This is a genomic window from Cnuella takakiae (assembly GCF_001953305.1).
GTDB lineage: Bacteria > Bacteroidota > Bacteroidia > Chitinophagales > Chitinophagaceae > Flavisolibacter > Flavisolibacter takakiae.
Genome location: NZ_MTFE01000010.1, coordinates 3,399,039 through 3,422,062, shown reverse-complemented (window position 1 = coordinate 3,422,062; position 23,024 = coordinate 3,399,039). Strand labels below are relative to the sequence as shown.

Here is a 23,024-nt window from a genome sequence, read left to right as displayed (position 1 = left end):
TCTTATCATAAAGCAGAGCCGGGCGGACCTTTCCAGGTCTGCCCTTTTTTATATACCCGCGATTTTTTCCGGCAACAAAAAACTGCCAGTATGTTCAAAAATGGCTTCCCCTTGTAGTGCTCCGATTAAATCCCCAAGTCTTAGGGTTAATGCTTTACCATCAGTCCGCCAGGTATAACCCGGCATGCCATATTTTTTTAGTTGGGTGAACTCCCAGGGGTGAAAATACAGGTTGAGGTAGCCATCCTTTTTGAGGGTTTGGCGGCAGAGCGCCAGGTAGGCCTGCAGCGGTATGTTTTTAAACAATAACCAAAACAGGGGAACACGCAAACCCGGGCTCACCGATGCGGGTAACCGAAGCATGCCTTTTTCCCAGTAAAAAGTGCGGGGCAGGTGGCGGTTGTTGTACCGGCCCGGCAACCAGGTTGGGTTGATGCTGGAGTCGTATGCATAACCGGCAGCAGCTACATCGGCCATATCTACCGGCCGCATCCGGGGCATACGCAAGCCCCTGATTTCCTGCCCGCTGATTTCCTGTAAAAGGTTGCGCGATTGTGCCAGGTGTGCAGTACAATACTCGGTATGGTAAAATGTATGGGAGGCAATTTCATGGCGCTCCGCAAGGGCTTTGACCTCCTGGCGGCGGTGCTGCGCATAATTGGCCGTGGTGTAAAAAGTGGCCGGTACCGCGTACTTATCCAGTATGGGCAGCAAAGCATCCATGCCGTGGTCGCTGGCTGCCAGCTGTTCGGACAAAGGGATTTGCCTGCCATATTCCAGGGGCATGTCAAACTCCTCCAGGTCAAAACTCAATAGAACAGTTCTTCCTTTTTCCATTCCAGCGATGATTCTTTGATGATGTATGCAGGGCGGCGTTTGGCAATCACAAACAGCTTACCCAGGTATTTGCCAATGATGCCCAGTATCAGCAATTGGAGACCGCCAAAAAAGGCGATGGTCATTATTATAGAAGTCCACCCCGAAATGGTGTGCCCCAGCCAGTGACTGAGGAGTGCATAGGGCAGGTAAGCTACGCTAAGCATAGAAAAGCCCAGTCCTAAATAAGTAGCTATATCCAGCGGGCGGGTACTAAAAGAAGTAACCCCTTCCTGCGCCAGCCGCATCATTTTTCTAAAGGTATATTTCGACTGGCCCCTGAAGCGGCCAAGCGGTTTGTAGTACAGGCAGGTTTGTTTAAACCCAACCCATTTTACCAGGCCCCGGTAAAAAAGCTCACTGTCGTCCATGCTGTTGAGCACATCAGCTACCTGGCGGCTCACCAACCTGAAATCGGCAGTGCCTTTTTCAAACTCAAGGTCCGACAGGAAATTGAGCATATTGTAAAACAGGTCGGAGCTCTTGCGTTTGAAATAAGAAAGGTTGGGATCATCTTCGCGGATGGTGTACACGATGTCAAATCCTTTTTCCCATTCATCGATCATTTTGGGAATATAATGCGGCGGGTGCTGCAGGTCGGCATCCATACTGATCACACAATCGCCTTGTGCATGTGCCAGTCCCGCCTTCAGCGCATGCTGGTGCCCGAAGTTGCGCGAAAAGGAAAGGAACTGTACCCGGTCGTCCTGGCGTTGCAGGCGGCGCAATACATCCAGGGTACCATCACGGCTGCCATCGTCTACCACCAGCACCTGGTAAGCATAAGGCAAATCCTCAAACACGGCATGCAGGGTACCTATCAGGCGGTGGATGTTTTCTGCTTCGTTAAAAGCAGGGATTACAATGGATACGTTAGCTTTCATGTACCTGTGGCGATTTAAATTGGTTGGAAGGAGCCAGCAAGAGCTTACCCAGGATGGCAAACCAGATCAGTACGCAGGGAAGGGCTTTCAGGGAATAGGCAGTTATATAGGTTCTTTTGAACTGTTTGGGAAACAGGTCGGTGGGTGAGAGGCTGGTAAGGATGATGGCAAAAGCAAGCAAGGCAACAACCCAGCGATGCTGCCTGTGGTTGTTTTGTACAAACCAAATGCCCACACCTGCCATGGCAATGACATAAGTAGCCGATTCGGCAGAGGAGCTAAAGATGACCACCGAGATCAGCAGCAATGCCAGGTAATGCAGTTGGTACACGGTATTGCCATACAGCTGCCTGCGCAGTAGGGGCAGCAGGGCAAGCAGGCCTGCAGGTGCCAGCAGCCAAAGCCCTGAAAAGTTAAGGTGCCCCGAAATACGGCGTACCATGCCTGGAAAAGAAATATCCTGGCTGATGGACTGTTCCATGCTGGTGTTCAGTTCGTTTTTCTCCGCAAGGCTGGCGTACCAGTCGAAATAGCTCTGCACTACAAAGCGGGGACCTGACAGTAGCATAGGCAGGCAGAAACATACCACGCCCCAGAATACCAACCCCGCCAGGTAACGGACCTTGTTTTTGGAAAAGAGAAAAAATAGCAGCCCTACGACGCCGTACAGTTTCATTAAGGTGCCTGCCACAACGAAAAGTGCCGCCCAGAAATCCTTTTCTTTTCGCACAAGGGTGTACGAAAAAATTATCCAGGATGCTACCAGCGCGTTGGATTGCAGGTTGTGGCTGGCAGTCATATTTTCCACCGCCATAATCAGGAGCAGCCCCAGGAAAGCTTTTTCAGCAACCGGTAATTCTTTTGCTGCCCTGTACAGGCAAAAGGCATTGGTTACAACCCAAAGCACCACACCCAACTGGAGGGGTAACACCGCAAACGGTGCGATGACGATGCTGAAAAATGGCCCATAATGGTTGGTGTCCCAATACTCGGCGGGGTAGGCTGCAAAAAGGTTTTGCTGTTGCAGGGTATGCCAAAACACGCCTTTAAAAATAAGGAAGTTGTTGACCCTTCCCCGGGCCAGTTCGGCAATTACGGCTATGGTAGGCAAAAGGAAAAATAGGAGAACGGGTATGGATACACGTTTTTTACCCTGCCATCCAATAGATTGATACAGTGCCTGCATAAGGTTGGTTGCTTCAATGCTTTGCCATGCCGTTCTCTGATGGGGAAACACGTAAGGCAAATAAAATAAGGTATGTGCAGGTTAAGGATGCTTGGCAAGCTGGTTAGTGGGAGTCGGTTGGGTTTGTACCCTTATGTTTCCAAAAATAAGATAATTGATGAGCAGGAACGCTGAACAAGCCCTGCTTTATTTTAACCTTGATTAACATTCGATTCTTAGCATTAACTATCAGGCAATTACAAATGAGGTAAAAATAGCAGGTAGGGCTTAAGTTCAGGTTTTACTGTAAATGGGTTCAATAAAACACCCGAAACAGGGTAGCAGTTCCGGGTGTTTGATTGAACATTTCAATTTCCGACATCTTCAAGGGCTTCTGCCGTTGCTTCGGCGGAAATGTCGTAGCCCCATTCGGTGTACACACAGGAACCCTTTTGTAGCACCAGCAGCTGTGGCGATTGGTGCTCCACACCGAACTGCGTTGCAATAGCGTCACTCACATCGCGGTGGGCATGGAGGTCCAGAACATGGATGGTTGCTATGCCCGGGATCACCGCATCAGTGCTTTCAAGCCTTTGAAGTACGCCCTTGCTGATGGGGCAGGTAGTGTTGTGTTTTAAAATAACCTGTTTGCTTTCCGATTGACTCAATTCCTTCAGTTGGTCCAGGCTTTCTAATGGAGTTAACTGCATTTTTATTTTTGAAGAAACCAATATTGTTCCAGCTTAAAGCGGCAACCCTGTAAAGTTGTTTTGCCTTGTGATGCATTCACCCCAGCAGCAAAAAATCATTGTTGACCTTTTTTAGCTAGTATCCTGCCGAATGAGCATCCTTTTACGTCATCAGGTGTTCTACTTTTAGTCCCGTTGCTTTCCGCACCTATCTTATTAGAAAACAAAATGCCTCCACTACCTGCTTTATTCTGGCACATTCTTTTACCATAGTTTAAAAGACAATTTTTCACATTATGCGGATGAACACCTTTGGGGTATTGTTCCTGGTGCTTTTTCTGACAACGGGGTTAAAATCCTTGGCGAAAGAGCGGCGGCAGGTTCCTGCACTTACATCCAGGGCTATATTTTCTCCAATAGATTTTGTGCTGACGGAAGCTGATGCTATTATAAGTGTAAACGATGCACTGCCTGGTGGTTCAATACCAGGAAAGCTGCAGGTTTTCCTGGTAACTCTTTTCAAACAGGATGAGCTTGCTTTTGAAAGAGATTATACTAGGGTTCAGCTGGCAATAGGCGCAGCCGCAAGCCAGTTAACGAATAAGCCAAAAGGAAAAAAAGGCGACCAGCAGCAAAAGGAACTTTTGTCTTTTGCAACAAAAGGCAAGTGGTCTTAAATCACTTTAACCGCTAACAAAAAAGGCAACACCGGAGTGTTGCCTTTTTTGTTAGCGGACCTGCTCGTTATCAGATCTTTTTTCCTGTTCCTTTTCCGGGGCCTTAGTGCCATCTGTAAGTGTTGGCTCCAGGTCCTTAGAGGAATCGGTAAAACCTTTCAGTTCCGTCAGTTGGGGGTCGGTTTGTTCCTGCCGGCTTTCGGATTGAATCTCCGGGTTATTGCGGTCTTTGCCGGGTGTTGTTTCCTGGTTCATGATCGTCTTTTTTTATGGTAAAGGGGAAATGAACTTACAAAAATGTGGTTGGGCGATGTCAAAATTGCTAAGGGACAAGGGTACCTTCAATAGAATCGTCCAGGGTTTTGCCCAAGGCTGCACCTACCAGCCTTTTGGCAAATGCAACGGCCTGGTTGTGTTTGGTGTCCCAGTAATAACCATCTTCAGGGGATACTTTGATAACAGTAATCCTGGGATCGTCTATTCCTTCTGTAAACCAGGTTTTCAGAATGGGGTTCCACAGGTCTTTTATTTTCTGCTTGTCGGTGCTGATGGTGGCACTGCCATACAAGCTCAGAAAATCGGAATGGGCCGAGCCCTGGAACAACAGGTGCACCTTTGGATTGTTACTGATTTCCGCGTTTTTGTGGCTGTCGTTGGCGCTCAGGAACCATAAGTTACCTTGTTCATCCACTTCTTGTACCGACATTGGGCGGGTAGCAAAGGGTTGTTGTTCCAGTTTGGTGCAAAAAAAGCAAATGGCGGCTTTGTCTACCAGCTCTTTGATTTTGGCTATTGCTTCGTCCGAGTGCAATGACTCGAAATTGTCTTCAGGTTGATTGCGGTTGATGCTGTCCATTGGATGTGTTTGCCTACAGCCGGCAATTATTGTACCCCTGGCAGGGTAATAATTGACTCAGGCATTTATAACCCTGCAGTGCAACCTAATTACACACCCAGAATAGGCACCCTGTTCGGGCACTGAATCCTTCATTTAGGAAGAAGTCTTGTTACCAGAGGTAGGTTTACACCCGAAGCAAACCTGCCTTGTACAGGGTATTCACCGGCTTATTGTCCCAGAACAGTTCAAAGTCCTCCAGCCCGGCAGCTTCATAATTTGCCTGCACCTGCTGAATGGTCAAGGCCGCTGGATTACCGGGTGCAAGCCTGGGTAGCAATGCCGAAAGCCAGGCACCTTTTTCCGGTTCCACGCTGATGGTATGGGTTGTTCTTTTTGTTGTAAAAGACAGGGACATCACTTCCCAGCTGGCGCCTTTTTTTGTTTTGGTAAACACCTCTGTTTTAGGCAATTTACCCAGGTACACCAATTTGCTATTGGTAGAAAAGTGTAAGTCAGGTTCGGCGATTGCTTTTTGAATGGTATCCGGCGCAACCGAAGTCCTGGGTATTTTAAAGTCAAACCATTTCTGCAAGGGGAAGTCGAAACAGGCGCCATGCATATAGTTCAGCAGCGCTTTTTTCAAACCGTACCCAAAGCTTTCGTGTTCAGCGCCAGTGGGGTCTTGGTGTTCTATGTCGTTATTGGCAAAGCTGCCCACCAGTTCATTGACCTTTTTTACTTTAAACCTGGCTGGCTCCAGCCCAATGGGGCTGTGGGCCGTCATAGTAAACAAATGCCAGTAGGCCGATTGGAGCACCCCGGTTTGGAAAAGCTGCCGGACCATTTCCAGCGAGTCGATGGTTTCCTGCGCTGTTTGGGTGGGAAAGCCATACATGAGATAGGCGTGTACCATGATGCCCGCCTCCGTCAGGTGTTTGCACACTTGGGCAACCTGGGCTACTGTAATGCCTTTGTTGATCAGCGCCAGCAAGCGGTCGGAAGCTACTTCCAATCCACCACTCACCGCTATGCAGCCCGATGCTTTTAGCAGCAGGGCCAAATCGCGGGTAAAGCTTTTTTCAAAACGCACATTTGCCCACCAGCTCACCACCAGTTTACGGCGAATGATCTCCAGGGCCATGGCCTTCATCAGGGCAGGTGGTGCAGCTTCATCCACAAAGTGAAAACCATTCTGACCTGTTTGCGCTATCAGTTCTTCCATGCGGTCCACCAGCAAGGAAGCCGTTATGGGTTCGTAATTCTTAATATAGTCCAGCGAAATATCACAAAAGGTACACTTGCCCCAATAGCACCCATGCGCCATGGTTAGCTTGTTCCAGCGTCCATCACTCCACAGGCTGTGCATGGGGTTGATCACTTCGATTGCTGAAATATATTGATCCAGGTAAAAGTCGCTGTAGTCGGGAGTGCCCACCTGTCCCTGCCGGTAATCGGTACAGGCGCTGTTATTGATATAGGTAACCACGCCATTAACCAGGGTAAAGGTTCGTTTGAGTTCGTGCTGTTCCTTTGTTCCCTGTATATGCGCTACCAGTTGTTCGATGGGCGATTCGCCATCGTCCAGTGTTATATAGTCGTAAAAATCAAAAACCCTGGGATCGCTTAAGGAGCGCAGTTCGGTGTTGGCGAAGCCGCCGCCCATGGCCACCTTAACGCCGGGATAGTTGGTTTTGATCCACTGACCACAACGCAAGGATGTGTACAGATTGCCTGGGAAAGGAACCGATAGGCAAACCAGGGCAGGTTGCACATCTGCCATTTTTTGCGCCAGCAGTTTTAGTAGGATTTCATCCACAAAACTGTATGGCTGTTGCAGGGCGGTATACAATTCATCAAAACTATTTGCCGAGCGGCCCAGGCTTTCCGCATAACGGCTGAAGCCAAAATGTGGGTCGATGGTTTCCTTGATCAGGTCGCTAAGGTCTTCGAGGTAAAGTGTTGCCAGGTGCTTGGCCTGATCCTGCGTGCCCATGGCACCAAAGGCCCATTGGAGGTCATCGAGTTGGGCAAAGCGATCCGCTTCAGGTAAAAAGTCCCGTTTGCAAATGCGGTGCGCCAGGGTTGGCAGCTTACCTTGTAAAAAAAGGATGACATCCTCTATGGTGCCCACATAATCTTCCCGCAGTGCAAGGATCCGTTCTATGTTTTCGCTGTAAGTGCCTTCCTGTTGATCAATGGCGGCAAACAAGCGCTCCAATCCCTGCTTGCTGAATAGGGCAAGGGTAACCTCAATACCTAGGTCGGCCTGGTAAGCGGCAATCCCTTTTGTTTTCAAAAAGCCCTTGAGGTAAGCCGTTGCCGGGTAAGGCGTGTTGAGCTGGGTAAATGGAGGCGTGATCAGGAAAACAGGTGCTGCCAAACGGATGAATTAAGCCGCAAAGGTAGGCTTGGCTTAGTGAAAAAGCGTTTGTGAGCCGTTAAGGTTTAGTGGCAGGCAATTACTGCCCATTCCTATCTAATTATGATTACTGAATAAACAGGCCTTTTTTTTTACCTGTACTCCCCATACACACCCCGCAACACATCAGAAATTTCGCCCAAAGTGCAGTACGCTTCTACGGCTTCAATCACCGCAGGCATCAGGTTGTCGGTACCTAGAGCACATTCCTTGATCCTTAAAAGACAGCGCTCAACGGCAGCAGCATCCCTTTTTGCACGGAGTGCCGCAAGCTTTTGCGACTGGCTTTCCCGGATGCTGTCGTCAATACGAAATACCGGTACATCAGTTTCTTCCGCCACCTGGAACTTGTTCAGGCCCACAATGATCTTCTCACCGCTTTCTATGCCTTGCTGGTACGCGTATGCGCTTCTGGCGATCTCGTCCTGCATAAAACCTGCTTCGATTGCAGCTACGGCGCCGCCCATTGCATCAATTTGGGCCATCAGCGCGGTTGCCTTTTGCACTACTTCTGCAGTCAGGTTTTCTACAAAATATGAACCTGCAAGCGGGTCCACCGTATCGGGGGCGCCACTTTCAAATGCTACTATTTGCTGGGTGCGGAGTGCAATCCGGGCCGCTGCTTCAGTGGGCAGGCTGAGCGCTTCGTCGTAGCCATTGGTATGTAGGCTTTGAGTGCCGCCCAGCACAGCCGCAAGGGTTTGAATGGTGACCCGGGCAATGTTATTCAAGGGCTGTTGCGCCGTTAGGGTACTGCCCCCGGTTTGGGTGTGAAAACGCAGCATCATTGCTTTGGGGTCGGTGGCACCCAGGTCTTTCATGATCTCCGCCCACATACGGCGGGCAGCGCGGAACTTTGCTATCTCTTCAAACAGGTTGTTGTGGGCATTGAAGAAAAAGGAGAGGCGTTTGCCAAAAACATTGATGTCTAAGCCTTTATTTAAAGCCGCTGCTACATAGGCTTTCCCATTGGCAAGGGTAAAAGCCACTTCCTGGACAGCTGTGCTGCCTGCCTCACGGATATGGTAACCTGAAATAGAGATGGTATTCCATTTCGGTAGTTCCTTGCTGCACCATGCAAAAATGTCGGTGATGATGCGCATGCTGGGTTTGGGTGGGTAGATATAGGTGCCACGGGCAGCATATTCCTTCAGGATGTCATTCTGGATGGTACCCGTTATTTGCCTCAGGTCGGCGCCCTGCTTTTTTGCAAGAGCCACGTAAAAGGAGAGGAGGATAAATGCCGTGGCATTTATGGTCATCGATGTACTGACTTCCTCCAGTTTAATGCCCTGAAAAAGGGCTTCCATATCTTCCAGCGAATCGATGGCAACCCCTACTTTTCCAACTTCTCCTTCCGATAACGCATGATCGCTGTCGTACCCTATTTGCGTGGGCAGGTCAAAGGCAACGCTTAAACCCATTACCCCCTGCTGCAGCAGGTAATGGTACCGTTTATTGCTTTCTTCTGCGGTGCTAAAACCTGCATACTGCCGCATGGTCCACAGGCGGCCCCGGTACATGTCGGGTTGCACACCGCGGGTGTACGGGTATTGCCCTGGCGCTTCTTCTTGTGCTCCATTGGTGGAGGCAGGAAGATCCTTGCTGTTGTAAACAGGCTTTATTTCAAAACCGGAATCATTATACAGGGGTTTGGACATAAGGACAAGGTTTGTAAGTGATTGCTGAATTGTAAGTGATTAGGGATTGGTTACTGGTCATTCCTCACTAATTACTCTTCGTTCATCACTCCTTTCATAAAACAAACTTCTGGAAACAATTACCGCATCAGCTTTTTGGCTTCAAAGTTCAGCGCATCTAACACGATGGTGTGGAGCGCTTTTTCCTGTTGGGCCATTACCACTTCCAAGACCTGCTTGCTGAGGTCTGATCCCCGCGCATCGGCAGGGAGAATGCTGGCAATTTGGTTAATGATCAGCATATTCTGGTCGCGGAGGTTCCGGATTGCGTCCCAGGCTGCAGCACTTACATATACCTGCTGGGAGGCATTGTATTCATATTCCTGGCGGATATTATCCAGCAACACGGCCTGCATTTCCGGGGCCGATGCACCTGGAATATTCAGCCTGCTCACCAGGTTGGGTAAAGATATCCTTTCAGCCAAAAGCACCAGCCTTTCATATGCCTGCAATTGCAGGGGCGTGGCATCGTATTTTTCTGTGGGTACAGGTGCTGGCTTTGCTGCGGCCTTACGTGCGGTAAGAAAAGCGGTAAGGGAAATGACCAGGGCAACAACTGCAATAAGTATGGCGATGATCGGTGTGTCCATATCTTGGATTAAGGAGGCAAATGTAAGCTTCCCAAACAATGCAACAGGTTGATCTTTTGTTGTGCAGGAAACAGGTTGTTTGTGCCCCGGCTGTTCGTGCTAAAAAGCCAAACATTTTTATGACATTCAAAACAATACACAAAGGTAAATTTGCAACATGGAAACAACGATTCAGGCACCCGTAAGCTTTACCGAAGGCGCACTAGCAGAACTGAAGCGCCTGATGAGCGAACCTGGTTTTGATACCGAAAATACATTGCGTGTAGGCGTAAAAGGGGGCGGTTGCTCCGGTATGTCTTACGTGCTGGGTTTTGATAAAAAGACAGAAAAGGATAATGAGTACGCCTTTGATGGGGTTCCTTTCGTAATGGAAAAGGCCCATGAAATGTACCTGTTTGGTATGCAGATCGACTGGCAGGGTGGACTTAACAGCCGCGGTTTTACTTTTAAAAACCCCAATGCCAGCACTACCTGCGGCTGCGGCACTTCCTTCGCTGTATAATAGCGCAAGAGCTGCCTGCCAAACGGCAAACGTGAACGCCCTGTTATCGAAGCCCGGGTTTATAATGCAAATAACAAGGCCGGGAATGTTCCCGGCCTTGTTATTTGCTACCTATACTTAACGATCCGGAAGTGAAGTGGCGACCCAACTTATTTTGCTCAGGTGGGTTTACAACTGCATCACTTCCCTCGGCTTAAGTGACAGCATCCAGCAGCTTCTTTTCGCCCACAATCCATACCACATCTCCTTGTTCAAAAACCATTGCTGATTCGGGATTCAATAAACGAACACCATTGCGTTCAATTCCTACCACCAGGCCATTGGTTGCGCTGCGTAAACCTGATTCCCGGATGGTTTTACCCAATAACCTGGACTCCAGTTCAATGGTGAACTTATCCAGTTCCATTTCGATTTCCCGGTAAGCGGCAGCAATCTTTTTATCAGGCCGGAGTACCGCATTCAGTTTCTTTTCCTGTGCATCGGTGCAAATCACATACAGTTTGTCGCAGGGAAATATGCGTTCGTCCCGCTGAGGCACCACAATGGTCATTTGCCCCCTCCTGATCATGGCCACGTTGATGCCGATGTGTTCGCGCCAACGCAGTTCTTCAAGTGTTTTGCCAGCAAGGGCAGTTTCAGGAGGAATTTCAAATGTGGTGAGGTGCGCATCCCAGGGTGCGAGGGCTACATTCCGGTGGCTTTCGGCTTCCTTCAAGTCTTCCAGTTGCTGCTGCAACTCCCGGTCATTCAGGTTGGCAATAAAACGGGTTTCCAGCCGGTCGTACAAAGCCTGGATCCTGCCCCTGAATGCGATGAATAAACCCATGAGTACCATGGCCGATATGGCTGCAACCACCGTATCAAAATACCGGTTCAGTACATAGAGAATAAAGAACAGGGCCAATGCAAGTTTCAGTCCCCGCATTATCCATATTGGGCCCTTATACCGCTGCTGGCTGAAGATGCGGGCAAATGCCTCGGTTTGTTCGTTGCGCACAGTAAGACCCCAAAGAAACGGGGACATCAAAACAAGGGTTAGTCCTGCTGCAGAAACCGCACCCATCCTGGCTTCCAGGTTCCGGTTTACAAAGGGCAGGAACATGGTATCGGAGAGGTAAAGTATGGCAATCAGCAATACCGAAAACACAATGATATTGGTAACAAAAGTACGCACCACCAATTGCCAGTCGCTGGCTGCCGAGATGGTTTGCGCCTGGGCACTGTAGCGGGTCATCGATTCTTTGAGCTTTTCGGGCAGCTGCCGTTCCAGTTTAAAAAACAAGGGGGTGCTCCACTGGACCATATAAGGGGTGGCAAAAGTGGTAATACCAGAAACCGCCACAATTACAGGGTAAAGAAAGGGTGCGGTAACACCGAGCGTATTGCCCAGTGCAGCGATAATAAAAGAGAATTCGCCAATGGGTGCCTGGCTCATACCGGTTTGCAGGGACACCTTCAGGGTATTACCCGAAACAAATGCCCCAACACCGGTGGTTAGTACCTTACCCACCAGGCATACAGCGGTGATCAGCAGGATGGGCCCCAGGTGTTGGCTTACAATGCTGAAGTCGATCAGCATGCCTACAGAAACAAAAAAGATAGCGCCAAACAAATCCTTCACGGGGCTGATCAGGTGCTCGATCTTTTCGGCCTTGGTTGTTTCGGCAAGGAGGGATCCCATGATAAATGCGCCAAGGGCGGGAGAGAAGCCGGCTTCGGAAGCCAGGAAAACCATCATCAGGCACATGGCCAGCGATACGATCAGGAGCAGTTCATCCGTCAGCAGGTTGCGGGCCATTTTCAGCAGGGTTGGAATAAAAAAGATCCCGCCTACAAACCACAGGACCAGGAAGAACGCAAGCTTTAAAATGGACATGCCGGTTTCCGCACTCAGGAAAGATTGGGTGGTGGCAAATGTGCTCAGTAAAACCAGCAGGGCAATGGCAATAATGTCTTCAACTATAAGGATCCCGAACACCAGGGTCGCAAACTTTTTTTTCTTCAAACCCAATTCATCAATGGCTTTGATAATGATGGTGGTGGAAGAAATGGAAAGCATGGCGCCGAGGAAGATGGCATCCATTTGGCTCCAGCCCATCAGCTTGGCAGCAGCATAACCCAGCACAGCCATGCCAATAGCCTGCGTAAGGGCCGATATCGAGGCTGAGCCGCCAACCTGCACCAATTTCTTAAAGCTGAATTCAAGACCCAGGCTGAAGAGCAGGAAAATCACCCCGATCTCGGCCCACTCCTGCACATTGTGCACCTCCAGTATCGAAGGTGTGAATTTGAAATTGGGACTTACCAGGATGCCGGCAAGAATATAACCCAGCACGGCAGGTTGTTTGAGCTTTCGAAAAAGCAGGGTCATTACTGCAGCAGCACCCAGGATCAGGGCAAGGTCTGTAATTAAGGGTGGCAGATGGTTCATGGTATACCTTTTAGTTAGCCACAAAAAGGCTAATGCTTGAAAAAGAGATGCGAGCCCTGCCGCAATGGGCTACATAAAAGCCGGGAATAAATGTGTAACGCTACCGATAATGGTAAGGCAGCAATCCGATGGCAGGGGTTGTTTCAAAAATAAGGCAAATGACTCCGGCATACACTTGCAAATCAAATATTTAAGAAAAACAAAAAGCTCCTGCAGGGCAGGAGCTTTTTTTATGATCAGGACATGATTCTTAATTAAGACTTCGCAACAGCGGGCTGCTTAGCGGCAGGTTCTGCTACCTTGTCCTCGCTGCCCAGGGCTTTTTTACTACCCAGGTCCACCAGTACAGGTGCGGCAACGAATACCGAAGAGTAAATACCCACCAGTACACCAATCAACATGGCGAAGGCAAAACCGCGGGTTACTTCACCACCTACCAGGAAGAGGATCAGGATGGTAAGGAACACGGTCAGCGAGGTCATAATGGTACGGCTCAGGGTATCGTTGATTGCCCGGTTGATGATTTCACCTTTGGGGGCACCAATCATCTGTCGGCTGTATTCGCGGATACGGTCAAAGATTACCACGGTATCGTTCATCGAAAAACCAATCACCGTAAGAATGGCCGCAATAAAGTGCTGGTCAATTTCAAGCGGGAAAGGCACAACATCTTTCAGGAACGAGAACACGATCAGGGTTACCAGTACGTCGTGCAGCAGGGCTACAATGGTACCTAGGGAATAACGCCAGTCGCGGAAACGAATGAAGATGTAAATCGCAATGATCAGTACCGACCAGAAGGTGGCCCACTGTGCACCCGCTTTCAGGTCATCGGAAATGGTAGGCAACACCTTGGTGCGGCCAACCAGGTTCTCATCGTCAAACTGCTGGTAGGTTTGTGCTTTTACATGGTTGCGCAAACCGGTAAACAGGGTGTTTTCAACCAGCGAGTCGGCGTTGCCAGCATTATCATCAATGCGGTAAGCAGTGGTAATATCCAGTTGGTTGGCACCCCCGATGGTTTTGATCACGGGGCTTTCACCAAACACTTTTTCGAGATCGGCCCGTACGTTTTCAACATTTGCAGCCTGGTCGAACTTAACGATGTAAGAACGGCCGCCTTTGAATTCCACACCATAGTCGAAGCCATGGATAAAGGAAGCAATACCCAGCACCAGCACTACTACAGAGATGATGTAAGCGATTTTACGCTTTTCGATGAACTTGTAGTTGGCATGTTTGAAGATGCGGCGGGAAATAGGGGTAAAGTATTCCAGGTGACGCTTCTTGTTGGTAAAAATGTCGCTCACCCAACGGCTTACTGCAATACCGCAGAACAGCGATAGCAGCAGACCCAGGATCTGGGTGGTAGCGAAACCTTTTACAGGTCCCAAACCAAATGAGAACAGGATGATGGCGGTAAGGAGGGTGGTGATGTGACCATCCAGTACCGGCGGCAGCGAACGGCGGTAACCGTCGTTGATGGCCTGCTGGTAGTTTTTGCCACGGGTCAGTTCTTCCTTGATGCGCTCATATATCAGTACGTTGGTATCTACAGCCATACCGATGGTGAGTACCAAACCGGCAATACCAGGAGCGGTAAGGGTAGCACCCAAACCGGTCAGTACACCGATGGTAAACAGCAGGTTAAGAATCAGGGCAATGTTGGCAACCCAACCGCTGGTGTTGTAGTAAACCAGCATCAGGATGAAAATCACTGCAAAAGAGATCACGAAAGACCAGATACCACCCTGGATAGCGTCGGCACCAAGGGTAGGTCCCACCACTTGCTCTGCAACAATCTTAGCGGGAGCGGGCAGCTTACCGGCCTTCAGGATATTGGCCAGGTCTGTGCTTTCCTCGGGTGTAAACGAACCGGAAATGGAAGAACTGCCCCCTTCAATGGCGTCGTTTACGCGGGGTGCTGAGTAAACAATATTATCCAGAACAATGGCGATGAACTTACCCTTGTTGGCACGGGTAAGGTTGGCCCAGGTGCGTGCACCTGCAGCGTTCATCTTCATCGTTACTTCGGGTTGGTTGGTGGTGGGGTTAAAGTCGGCACGTGCCTCAATAACCGCTTCACCTTCCAGGGGCGCCTTTTCGTTACCCTTTGTTTTCAGGGCATACAGGGCTACGAAGTTATTTTTCTTATTCTGCTCGCCTGTTTCAGGTATGCCATAGGCCCACTGAATATCGGCGGGGAAATTAGCCGCTATTGCAGGGTTTTGCAGGTAAGTGCGCACAATTCCGGTATCGCGGATGGCTACCAAACCTACCTGGCCATTGTCAACAGCCTGTCCGGTTTGGGGGTTTACCATGAAGGAGATATACTGCCACAGCGTTTTGCGGGCCGTGTCGGTATTGTTTTTAGCTGCGGTGGCAGGCTGTTGCTGCTTCAGGGCATCAGACAGTTTTACACCCGTATCTGCTTTTGCAGTAGCTGCAGCAGTATCGGTTGCGGCTATAGCGGTGGTGTCTGCTGCAGGGTTTGCTGTGGTATCGGCAACAGGAGCGCTTTTGCCACCCATTACCGTGTTAAAAGCTTCATCGGCTTTACCAATAGAAGTGCCCAGTTCCGAGATATTGTACACTTCCCAAAACTGCAGGTTGGCCGAGCTCTGGAGGTATTTACGTACCCGCTCCTGGTCTTGCACGCCAGGCAGTTCCACATTGATCACGCCACGGGCCGGGTCGGGGTTGATGTTGGGCTGGGCCACACCAAACTGGTCGATACGGGTGCGCAGTACACGGAACGTGCGGTTGAAAGCCTCGGTAGCTTCCTTGCGGATTTCAGTAACTACGGCATCATCCGATGCATTGATCTTGATGTTTTCGTTGCTGCTGTTGGCAAACAGGGCAGCCAGGCGACCATTGGGTGCCAGCTTCTTGTATTCCTCAACAAAGAGGGTTACATAGTCGGCATTGCTGTTGGCCTTGCGGGCATTGGCATTGTCCAGTGCCTTCAGAAAGTTGGGGTCCTTGGAGTTGTTGCTCATAGAGCGCAGCAAACCCGAAAGCTCTACTTCCATGGTCACGTTAATACCGCCCTGAAGGTCAAGACCCAGGTTCAGTTCGTTTTCTTTAGCCTGCTGGTAGGTAATCGCTCCCTGTATGCCGTAGTGAACGGTTTCATCTTTGGTGCTGTCCAAAAGGCGGCGGAGCCGCTCTTTGTAAGCAAGTTCTTTGGTGGCAGCGTCGGCGTTAGAAAGATTGGCAGCAACATAGCTATTGGCCTGTGCTTCCAATTTGCGTTCATGGCTGCGTACAACCCAGGTAAACGAAAGCTCGTAAAAGGAGTACAGGATTAAGAGAATGGTGAAAAAGCGGACTAGGCCCTTTAATTGCATACACGGAAATTTAAACGGAGGGCAAATATAGACTTTTCAACCTATAAAAATCCGTAAAATATACACTACTGCACAGGGCTGAAAGGGCCATGCAATAAGCCTTTCAAACGACCGGTTCCCTTTTATCCACAGGAAAAAGCAAGGCAGAAAGAACGCAAGTTGGCCGGTGTTTTCCCTATAAAATTTTGCCCGGATGGGGCAGGAGTGCAGCAAATTTTGGATCGCTCCATTGGCTAAGAGGAACTTTCTCCTTGTTCTCCAGGTATTGTTTCAATTTTTTAAGACAAGAAAGGTTTAACCCTTGAAAAGTATTACCTGCAACGAAGACCTTTTTAGGCTTTCCGCCACGTTTCATGGTTTTAATGGGTTTGTTTAAAAAACCTTCCTTAATCTTCAATGAAATAAAATTTATTAGTTAGGGTACTGCAAAATCTTCAAGGAAAGAGGGAATCGCTTAAATTCGCGACACAAAATTTTTCTCCATGGTATTAGCATCGCGGCTACAAAGATTCAACGAGCCCGAAACTTTGAAAATGGCCAAATTGGGTAGGGAACTGCGTGCCCAGGGCCACGACGTGATTGACCTGAGTGTTGGTGAACCCGATTTCGACGTTCCCGACCATATTCAGGAAGCCGCGAAAAAAGCCATCGACGACAACTGGAGCCACTACACACCTGTTGCCGGCTATCCCGACCTGCGGGAAGCAGTTTGCACCAAGCTGAAGCGGGACAACAACCTGGATTACAAAGCCGAAAACATCGTGGTGAGCACCGGTGCCAAGCAAAGCCTGGCAAATATTATCATGGCGCTGGTGGATGAAGGTGATGAGGTTGTTATTCCTACGCCTTACTGGGTCACTTATGCCGCGCTGGTACAACTTTGCCAGGGTAAAGTGGTGGAAATCAAAACCGACCTCGAATGCGGGTATAAGATCACGCCTGCACAACTGGAAGCTGCTATTACTCCCAGGACAAAAGTGTTCATGTTCTCTTCGCCCTGCAACCCCAGCGGCGCGGTGTACAGCACCGAGGAACTGGAAGGCCTGGCTGAGGTATTTCGCAAATATCCCAACATTGCAATCATCTCCGACGAGATCTACGAATACATTACTTATGGACAAAAGCCGGTGAGCATTGCCTCGCTGGAAGGCATGAAGGACCGTACCATTATTGTAAATGGTTTGTCTAAGGGATTTGCCATGACTGGCTGGCGGATTGGTTATATCGCTGCTCCTGTTGCCATTGCAAAAGCTTGCGAAAAGATTCAGGGACAGGTTACCAGCGGTACCAACTCGGTAGCACAGCGTGCCGCCATTATAGCCCTTACTGCACCCTTGGATGCTTCAGAAGCTATGGTGAAAGAATTTGCCGTGCGCCGCAAACGCATCGTTGAGCTGCTGCTCCAGATTGATGGTGTAGCCCTTGCAGAACCTGATGGAGCTTTCTACGCTTTCCCCCGCGTAGACAAGTTTTTTGGTAAAAAAGCCGAAGATGGTTCTGTAATCAGCAATAGCGATGACTTGTGTATGTACCTGCTCAACACCGCACATGTTTCCACCGTTACCGGTTCTGCTTTCGGCAATCCGGAGTGCATCCGTCTTTCCTTTGCTAACAGCCTGGGCAATATCGAAAAGGCTGTAGGCCGGATCAAGGAAGCACTGGCTAAATTGAACTAAGGATTTCTTTAAAAATAGAAAAGGGCTGACCTGCGGGTTAGCCTTTTTTGTTGGTAAGAGTATGGGAACGCGGATGGAACGGATTGGACGGATTAATGAATATCCGTTGTCATCCGTCCAATCCGTCTAATCCGTGTTCCCATCCAAACTTTTTTGAAGCAACCGCTCGTGCAATGCCAGCACCTGCGGAATAATCAGCGATTGTTCATCGTTTTGTATCACGTAATCGCACAACCGCATCTTCATATCGGCATCAATCTGCCTTGCCATACGTGCCAGCACTTCTTCGCGGGTAGCACCATCGCGCTGCATCACCCGGTGTATGCGTAAAGCTTTTGGCGTTTGTACACCTATTACATAATCGAGGCCGGCAACGGAACCACTTTCAAATAGCAAGGCGGCTTCTTTAATCACGTAGTGGGCAGTTTGGCCTTTCATCCACGCTTCCGCATCGCGTATGGTGGGCGGGTGCACCAGTCTGTTGAGCAGTTCCAGCTTGGCGGGGTCGCCGAAAACATAGGAGGCCAATTTCTGCCGGTCCAGCATTTCATTTTGATAGATGTCGTTCCCAAAATGCATTTTCAGGTTTGCCTTCAGTTCTGGATCTGTATGGTACAACCTTTTGGATGCAGAATCGGCATAGTATACCGGCACGCCGAGCAGTTCAAAGATTTTTGCAACTGTTGTTTTACCCGAACCAATACCGCCTGTAAGACCGATTTTAAGCACCACGATAATTTGGAGGTGAAAGGAATGGCTGGAAAGTTAAGTAAAGGATTATTCAACAAACATTCAGGGACAATAAAGCAGGTGCATCCACCATGCTGGGCCCTCTTGCAGCCACTTAGTTCATGCTGAAATTTTGATACGGATAAAATTAAAAAGGGGAGCTGTAAACTCCCCTTAATGTATTGATCCCAGTAGATCCTGGTTATTTCTTTTCAGCTACACCAGTTTTATTCAGCTGCTGGCTCCATTCCAGGGAGATGGCGCTTTTTTCAATTTTCAGGTAAGAGCCGGGGTTGATTTCCAGGGAAATGGTACCGTCTTCGTTTACCGCGTTGATGCGGCCATGGATGCCTGCGATGGTAACCACACGGTCGCCTTTCTGCAGGTTATCGATAAAGGATTTTTGGGTTTTAGCCTTTTTTGCCTGCGGGCGGATAAAAAACAGCCAGAATACCACGATCATCAAACCAAGGAAGATGAACTGGAAACCACCACCACCGGCAGGAGCCTGTAAGAGATACATGTTCATGAAATGAATTTAAATGTGCGGCAAAACTAAGGGAATGTGACAATTAGCTAATTCGTTAATGTGCTAATGTGCTAAAAAGGGCAGCCTTGCCAACGGCAGCACTTTAGCACAATAGCAAATTCCTACTCCATCACCTCCACCCTAAAATTCAATTGGTGGTAAGCGCTTCCCGACGTATTGGCATCAACAGAAATTACTTTGCGGTGTTCACCTGCACTTTGGTTATTGCTGTCAAACTTACCTTTTATGGTTCCTTCAGCGCCAGGTGCTAAGGGTGCTTCAGGCTTGTCGGCCACAGTACAACCACAGCCAGGGCGCACACTTTGTATCACCAGTGGTTTGTTGCCCGTATTCTTAAAACGCCAGGCGATTTCCACCACCTGCCCTTTCTTTACTTTGCCCAAGTCCTGATAGGTGGAGTCCAGCCATTGGATGGAGGTATAATTGGCCGTATCTGCTAAGGCATTGGCGTTTGTGGTGCTGGTACCCGCGCCGGAAGCAGCATCGTTCTGGCCACAGGCCACCAGGAGGGTTGCAAGGGTAGAAATGATCAGTAAGGGTTTCATAAGTCTCAAAACTATAGAAACAAAACGGGCTGGTAAACAGAAAACCCCACCGTTAACGAAACGATGGGGTTTTCAGGAAAAGCTAAGCTCTTTAAGGCTTATGCCTTTTTGTATTCGGTCTTATTCAGTTTACCGCTTTGCACCAGCTCTTTGTGGATATTGTCCAAAATGCCATTGACAAACTGGCCGCTCTGGGCAGTACTGTATTCTTTGGCCAGGTCAATGTATTCGTTGATGGTAACCTTTGGCGGAATGGTTTCAAAATACAGCAGTTCGGCTACGCCCATTTTCATCAGGATCATATCCAGAACGGCAATCCTTTCCGCATCCCAGTTTTTAAGTTTGGGGTGGATATAAGATTCCAGGTGTTCTCTCTTTTCCAGAACGGATGTGAGCAGCCCTTTGGCAAACAACCATTTGTCGGGCGCAATGATGGTGCGGAAATCAATGCTGCCGGGTTTTGCCAGGTACAACTGGAACAGCTGGATCACCATGTCCCCATCATCGTCCCAGTTCATAAACTGTTCTTCAATATGAGAGAGGAAGTTTTCGCTGGGCAGCATCAGGGTTTCCCACACAAACTGCACGATGGCCTTTTCGTCTTCTTTGTTGCGTTCAGGAGCGGCAATATAAGTCTGGTACTGCGCTGTTTCCACCAGTTGCTGGTAGGTGCGGCGTACCAGGTCTTTATCGACGCGGAGGGCTACTTTCTCAGCATCGCGTGCTGTCACATAAGAAGTATCTTCCTTGATGCGCCACAGCACTTCGTTACCAGCAATTTTGGTGTTCACATTCAGATCCTCGGTGGAAGGGAGGTGCTTGGAGGCACGCTGGTGGGCATCTGTTTCGGCGTACTGTAAAGTCTGGGAAAGAAACTCGATCAGGTAGATCAGCAACTCACGCGACTGGTCGAAATGTTTTTGCAACAGTCTAACCGGTTCACCAGGCTTCATTTCTGTTTCAAGGGTATCCAACGTATACAAAGTCTGCATCACTTTTACCCTGATATTTCTTCTGCTGATCATAATACAAGGAACTATTTGAGCCGGCGAAGATAGGAAAGATGGGGCAGATAGGCGGTTCCTGCTTCGCCCGGCGATTAAATAAGGCATACCGCTTATGGCTATCCAACTTTTGCTCAGTCGAATTTCACCTTGGTGGCGATAAGGGTAATACAAAGCCCCATCAGGGCGATGAAAGTAAAGGAGAGCCGGAGGGAGGAAAGCCCTGCCAGCACACCAATAAGTGGCGGCCCAAACAGGAATCCCAAAAAGCCAATGGAAGAAACGGCTGCCAGGGCCATGCCGGCAGTCATTGTTTTGGAGCGCCCCGCAGCACTATATACCAAGGGTACAATAGAGGAAACGCCAAAGCCCACCAGGAAAAAACCTGCCATTGCAGGCAGGAGCGTGGGAAAGACTACCGATATGATCAGACCCGTAGCCGTGAGCATGCCACTAACCTGCAAAGTGCGGCGCAATCCAAAGCGGGTGGAGAACCAGTCGGCAATAAAACGGCCGGTGGCCATGGTACACATAAATATGGTATAGCCTGCGCCAATCCAAGCCTTTTCGGCCTGTACTACTTTTTGGAAATAGATACCACTCCAATCAAACATGGCGCCTTCGCAGATCATGGAACAAAAAGTAATCAGGCCCAATTTCAGCAGTGCCTGGTCGGGTTTCACAAACAATTTCTGGCTGGTAGCACCGGCATTTACATCTTCTTTCAAAGTGTACCGGTAGGTGAGGGCAAGCGTCAGCAGGATGATGCCCAGGATGATAAAAAAATGCTCGTAAGGCAGTACGCCATTTCCAATCATATAAGAACCAACGGCGGCTGCCGTAAACCCTGCCACGCTCCACATGCCATGAAAAGATGCCATTACCGTACGCTGGTAAATGGCTTCAACACCTACAGCTTGCGTATTAATTGAAATATTGGATAAGTTGCCCGCAACGCCAAATAAAAGGAGTACGCCAATAAGCTGCCATTTTGTAGCGGCTGCACCCAGCATCAGGAGTATCAGGGAATAAATGGCGAGGGCAGTAGTGGCCACAGTGCGGCTGCCCAGTTTAGATACAATGTAGCCTGCAAAAGGCAGGGAGAACATGGAACCAACAGGCAGGGCAAAGAGTACCAGCCCAAGCTCCGATTCGTTTAAGCCCAAAGCCTGCTGAATGCTTGGAATGCGGCTTGCCCAGGAGGCAAAGCATAGTCCTTGTAAAAAGAAAAGTACGCCTACGGCAACCCGGTAAGAACGGCGGCTGTCGCTAAACCTTAGTGCAAAATCTGTCATTGAAACTTGTTGGCGGTGCAAAGTTAACCCCTGTGCCGCAGCATAGGGGTTTTAGCAGGTTGAAATATCCGTGCTACCGTTTGCACTTATGCCCGAATTTTTGGTGGTACAATCATGCCTTACAACAGGTGCAGGCATCGGGAATATTTTAAAATAACCCTGTTTTATTGGTTGTTGGTACTGGAATCCCTTTTCCCGGAAGTGTCTTTACGAATGGAAGAATAACCACTGCCCACACCGGTTGCTTCCTGTCCTGTAGGTGTTGCCTGTTGTCCGGTGTTCCAATTATAGTTCCGGCGGTGGTTCAATCCTGCTTTCTTTTGCTTGTTTTTTTTCGTTTTGCCTTCACTGCTGTGCGTAGGTCCGTTTGTACTGTTGCTGCCTGTGGTTTGCGCCTGCACTGAAATTGCCGAGCCGCCCAACAGGAGTAATAAAATCATTAGCTGCTTCATAGGTTTTGTATTAAGTATTTGAATTAGTGGTGCAAAGGGGTTGCCAAAAACGAAAATGGAACAACAAAAAAGGCAGGGGTTGCATGACAAAAAGTGAAATTTTGACATTTTGCCGGTAAAAAATTTCAGTTGTTGCAAACGGCAAACAGGGCTAAACTGCCGAAAACTGCTATTTTTTCCGTTTCACCGCCAATGGCACACATTTCGCCTATCTTCGGCCGCCTGACAACGATACGTCAGGTTATAATTTCACTAAAACCAAAAATTCATACACGTATGGCTAACAAACTGAATGTTACCCCTCTGCATGACAGAGTGATTGTGAAGCCGGCTGCTGCAGAAGAAAAAACTGCCGGTGGTATCATCATCCCCGATACTGCTAAAGAGAAGCCCCAGCGCGGTGTTGTGATCGCTGCCGGTCCCGGCAAAAAAGACGAGCCTGTAACAGTGAAAGAAGGCGATACTGTATTGTATGGCAAATACGCCGGTACCGAGATCTCCATTGAAGGGGCTGATTACCTCATCATGCGTGAGAGCGATATCCTGGCAATCGTTTAAGCTGCAAGCCAAAAGCTGCAAGCTACAAGAACCTGAAAACGCTGCTAGCAGCTCGAAGCTGATAGCTAGTAGCTCAACTTAAACCTCAAATAAC

Annotated in this window: 22 protein-coding genes; 4 read left to right on the top strand and 18 right to left on the bottom strand. The window is 49.1% G+C overall.

Annotation, left to right across the window (positions count from 1 at the left end; translation table 11 throughout):
• Positions 1 to 48: 48 nt before the first annotated feature.
• The 4 genes from BUE76_RS14930 to ytxJ form a co-directional block, all read right to left on the bottom strand.
• Positions 49 to 837 (bottom strand): polysaccharide deacetylase family protein, encoded by a 789-nt coding sequence (locus BUE76_RS14930; protein WP_073041287.1) that lies wholly within the window; start codon positions 835 to 837, stop codon positions 49 to 51.
• A complete protein-coding gene (locus tag BUE76_RS14925; RefSeq protein WP_073041285.1) occupies positions 810 to 1,760 on the bottom strand; it encodes a glycosyltransferase family 2 protein in 951 nt (316 codons plus the stop codon). Before BUE76_RS14925 ends, BUE76_RS14930 begins: the two co-directional genes overlap by 28 nt.
• On the bottom strand, positions 1,750 to 2,946 hold the full coding sequence (locus BUE76_RS14920; RefSeq protein WP_073041283.1) for a glycosyltransferase family 87 protein: 1,197 nt from the start codon (positions 2,944 to 2,946) through the stop codon (positions 1,750 to 1,752). Before BUE76_RS14920 ends, BUE76_RS14925 begins: the two co-directional genes overlap by 11 nt.
• A gap of 347 nt (positions 2,947 to 3,293) precedes the next feature.
• Positions 3,294 to 3,635, bottom strand: a complete 342-nt coding sequence (gene ytxJ / locus BUE76_RS14915) for a bacillithiol system redox-active protein YtxJ (protein ID WP_073041281.1) — start codon at positions 3,633 to 3,635, stop codon at positions 3,294 to 3,296.
• A gap of 275 nt (positions 3,636 to 3,910) precedes the next feature.
• Here ytxJ and BUE76_RS14910 point away from each other — a divergent pair, with 275 nt between their 5' ends.
• The gene (locus tag BUE76_RS14910; RefSeq protein WP_073041279.1) at positions 3,911 to 4,291 is read left to right on the top strand and encodes a hypothetical protein; all 381 of its coding nucleotides are present in this window, start codon (positions 3,911 to 3,913) and stop codon (positions 4,289 to 4,291) included.
• A 51-nt stretch (positions 4,292 to 4,342) separates the two neighbouring features.
• On the opposite strand, the gene BUE76_RS14905 is transcribed toward BUE76_RS14910, so the two are convergent.
• From BUE76_RS14905 to BUE76_RS14885, 5 genes are all read right to left on the bottom strand, one after another.
• Positions 4,343 to 4,546, bottom strand: coding sequence for a hypothetical protein (locus BUE76_RS14905; protein ID WP_073041277.1), 204 nt, complete (start codon positions 4,544 to 4,546; stop codon positions 4,343 to 4,345).
• A 67-nt stretch (positions 4,547 to 4,613) separates the two neighbouring features.
• Positions 4,614 to 5,147 (bottom strand): pyridoxamine 5'-phosphate oxidase family protein, encoded by a 534-nt coding sequence (locus BUE76_RS14900; protein ID WP_073041275.1) that lies wholly within the window; start codon positions 5,145 to 5,147, stop codon positions 4,614 to 4,616.
• 166 nt (positions 5,148 to 5,313) lie between these two features.
• Positions 5,314 to 7,509 carry a B12-binding domain-containing radical SAM protein gene (locus BUE76_RS14895; protein ID WP_073041273.1) on the bottom strand — a complete coding sequence of 732 codons (2,196 nt, stop codon included), beginning with the start codon at positions 7,507 to 7,509 and terminating at the stop codon, positions 5,314 to 5,316.
• 131 nt (positions 7,510 to 7,640) lie between these two features.
• The gene (locus BUE76_RS14890; RefSeq protein ID WP_073041271.1) at positions 7,641 to 9,209 is read right to left on the bottom strand and encodes an acyl-CoA mutase large subunit family protein; all 1,569 of its coding nucleotides are present in this window, start codon (positions 9,207 to 9,209) and stop codon (positions 7,641 to 7,643) included.
• Between the two features lie 119 nt (positions 9,210 to 9,328).
• Positions 9,329 to 9,838: a DUF7935 family protein gene (locus tag BUE76_RS14885; RefSeq protein WP_073041570.1), complete on the bottom strand. Its 510-nt coding sequence runs from the start codon at positions 9,836 to 9,838 to the stop codon at positions 9,329 to 9,331.
• Between the two features lie 157 nt (positions 9,839 to 9,995).
• Here BUE76_RS14885 and BUE76_RS14880 point away from each other — a divergent pair, with 157 nt between their 5' ends.
• Positions 9,996 to 10,340 (top strand): HesB/IscA family protein, encoded by a 345-nt coding sequence (locus BUE76_RS14880; RefSeq protein WP_073041270.1) that lies wholly within the window; start codon positions 9,996 to 9,998, stop codon positions 10,338 to 10,340.
• 193 nt (positions 10,341 to 10,533) lie between these two features.
• On the opposite strand, the gene BUE76_RS14875 is transcribed toward BUE76_RS14880, so the two are convergent.
• The 3 genes from BUE76_RS14875 to BUE76_RS14865 form a co-directional block, all read right to left on the bottom strand.
• Positions 10,534 to 12,771 carry a cation:proton antiporter domain-containing protein gene (locus BUE76_RS14875; RefSeq protein WP_073041268.1) on the bottom strand — a complete coding sequence of 746 codons (2,238 nt, stop codon included), beginning with the start codon at positions 12,769 to 12,771 and terminating at the stop codon, positions 10,534 to 10,536.
• Between the two features lie 254 nt (positions 12,772 to 13,025).
• On the bottom strand, positions 13,026 to 16,121 hold the full coding sequence (secDF, locus tag BUE76_RS14870) for a protein translocase subunit SecDF (protein WP_073041266.1): 3,096 nt from the start codon (positions 16,119 to 16,121) through the stop codon (positions 13,026 to 13,028).
• A gap of 175 nt (positions 16,122 to 16,296) precedes the next feature.
• Entirely contained in the window at positions 16,297 to 16,518 is a 222-nt protein-coding gene (locus BUE76_RS14865) for a hypothetical protein (RefSeq protein ID WP_073041264.1), read from the bottom strand.
• A gap of 85 nt (positions 16,519 to 16,603) precedes the next feature.
• Here BUE76_RS14865 and BUE76_RS14860 point away from each other — a divergent pair, with 85 nt between their 5' ends.
• Entirely contained in the window at positions 16,604 to 17,797 is a 1,194-nt protein-coding gene (locus BUE76_RS14860; protein ID WP_073041261.1) for a pyridoxal phosphate-dependent aminotransferase, read from the top strand.
• A 126-nt stretch (positions 17,798 to 17,923) separates the two neighbouring features.
• On the opposite strand, the gene coaE is transcribed toward BUE76_RS14860, so the two are convergent.
• The 6 genes from coaE to BUE76_RS14830 all read right to left on the bottom strand — a co-directional run bounded on the left by coaE (position 17,924) and on the right by BUE76_RS14830 (position 22,372).
• The gene (coaE, locus tag BUE76_RS14855; RefSeq protein WP_073041259.1) at positions 17,924 to 18,526 is read right to left on the bottom strand and encodes a dephospho-CoA kinase; all 603 of its coding nucleotides are present in this window, start codon (positions 18,524 to 18,526) and stop codon (positions 17,924 to 17,926) included.
• Between the two features lie 202 nt (positions 18,527 to 18,728).
• Complete coding sequence (yajC, locus tag BUE76_RS14850; protein ID WP_073041257.1) at positions 18,729 to 19,055, bottom strand: preprotein translocase subunit YajC; 327 nt, start codon at positions 19,053 to 19,055, stop codon at positions 18,729 to 18,731.
• A gap of 122 nt (positions 19,056 to 19,177) precedes the next feature.
• Positions 19,178 to 19,621, bottom strand: coding sequence for a DUF1573 domain-containing protein (locus BUE76_RS14845; protein ID WP_073041256.1), 444 nt, complete (start codon positions 19,619 to 19,621; stop codon positions 19,178 to 19,180).
• A 98-nt stretch (positions 19,622 to 19,719) separates the two neighbouring features.
• A complete protein-coding gene (gene nusB / locus BUE76_RS14840) occupies positions 19,720 to 20,646 on the bottom strand; it encodes a transcription antitermination factor NusB (protein WP_073041254.1) in 927 nt (308 codons plus the stop codon).
• Between the two features lie 113 nt (positions 20,647 to 20,759).
• Positions 20,760 to 21,920: an MFS transporter gene (locus tag BUE76_RS14835; RefSeq protein WP_073041252.1), complete on the bottom strand. Its 1,161-nt coding sequence runs from the start codon at positions 21,918 to 21,920 to the stop codon at positions 20,760 to 20,762.
• A gap of 164 nt (positions 21,921 to 22,084) precedes the next feature.
• On the bottom strand, positions 22,085 to 22,372 hold the full coding sequence (locus tag BUE76_RS14830; RefSeq protein ID WP_143157235.1) for a hypothetical protein: 288 nt from the start codon (positions 22,370 to 22,372) through the stop codon (positions 22,085 to 22,087).
• A 276-nt stretch (positions 22,373 to 22,648) separates the two neighbouring features.
• Here BUE76_RS14830 and BUE76_RS14825 point away from each other — a divergent pair, with 276 nt between their 5' ends.
• Entirely contained in the window at positions 22,649 to 22,930 is a 282-nt protein-coding gene (locus tag BUE76_RS14825) for a co-chaperone GroES (RefSeq protein WP_073041249.1), read from the top strand.
• The last annotated feature ends 94 nt before the right edge of the window (positions 22,931 to 23,024 follow it).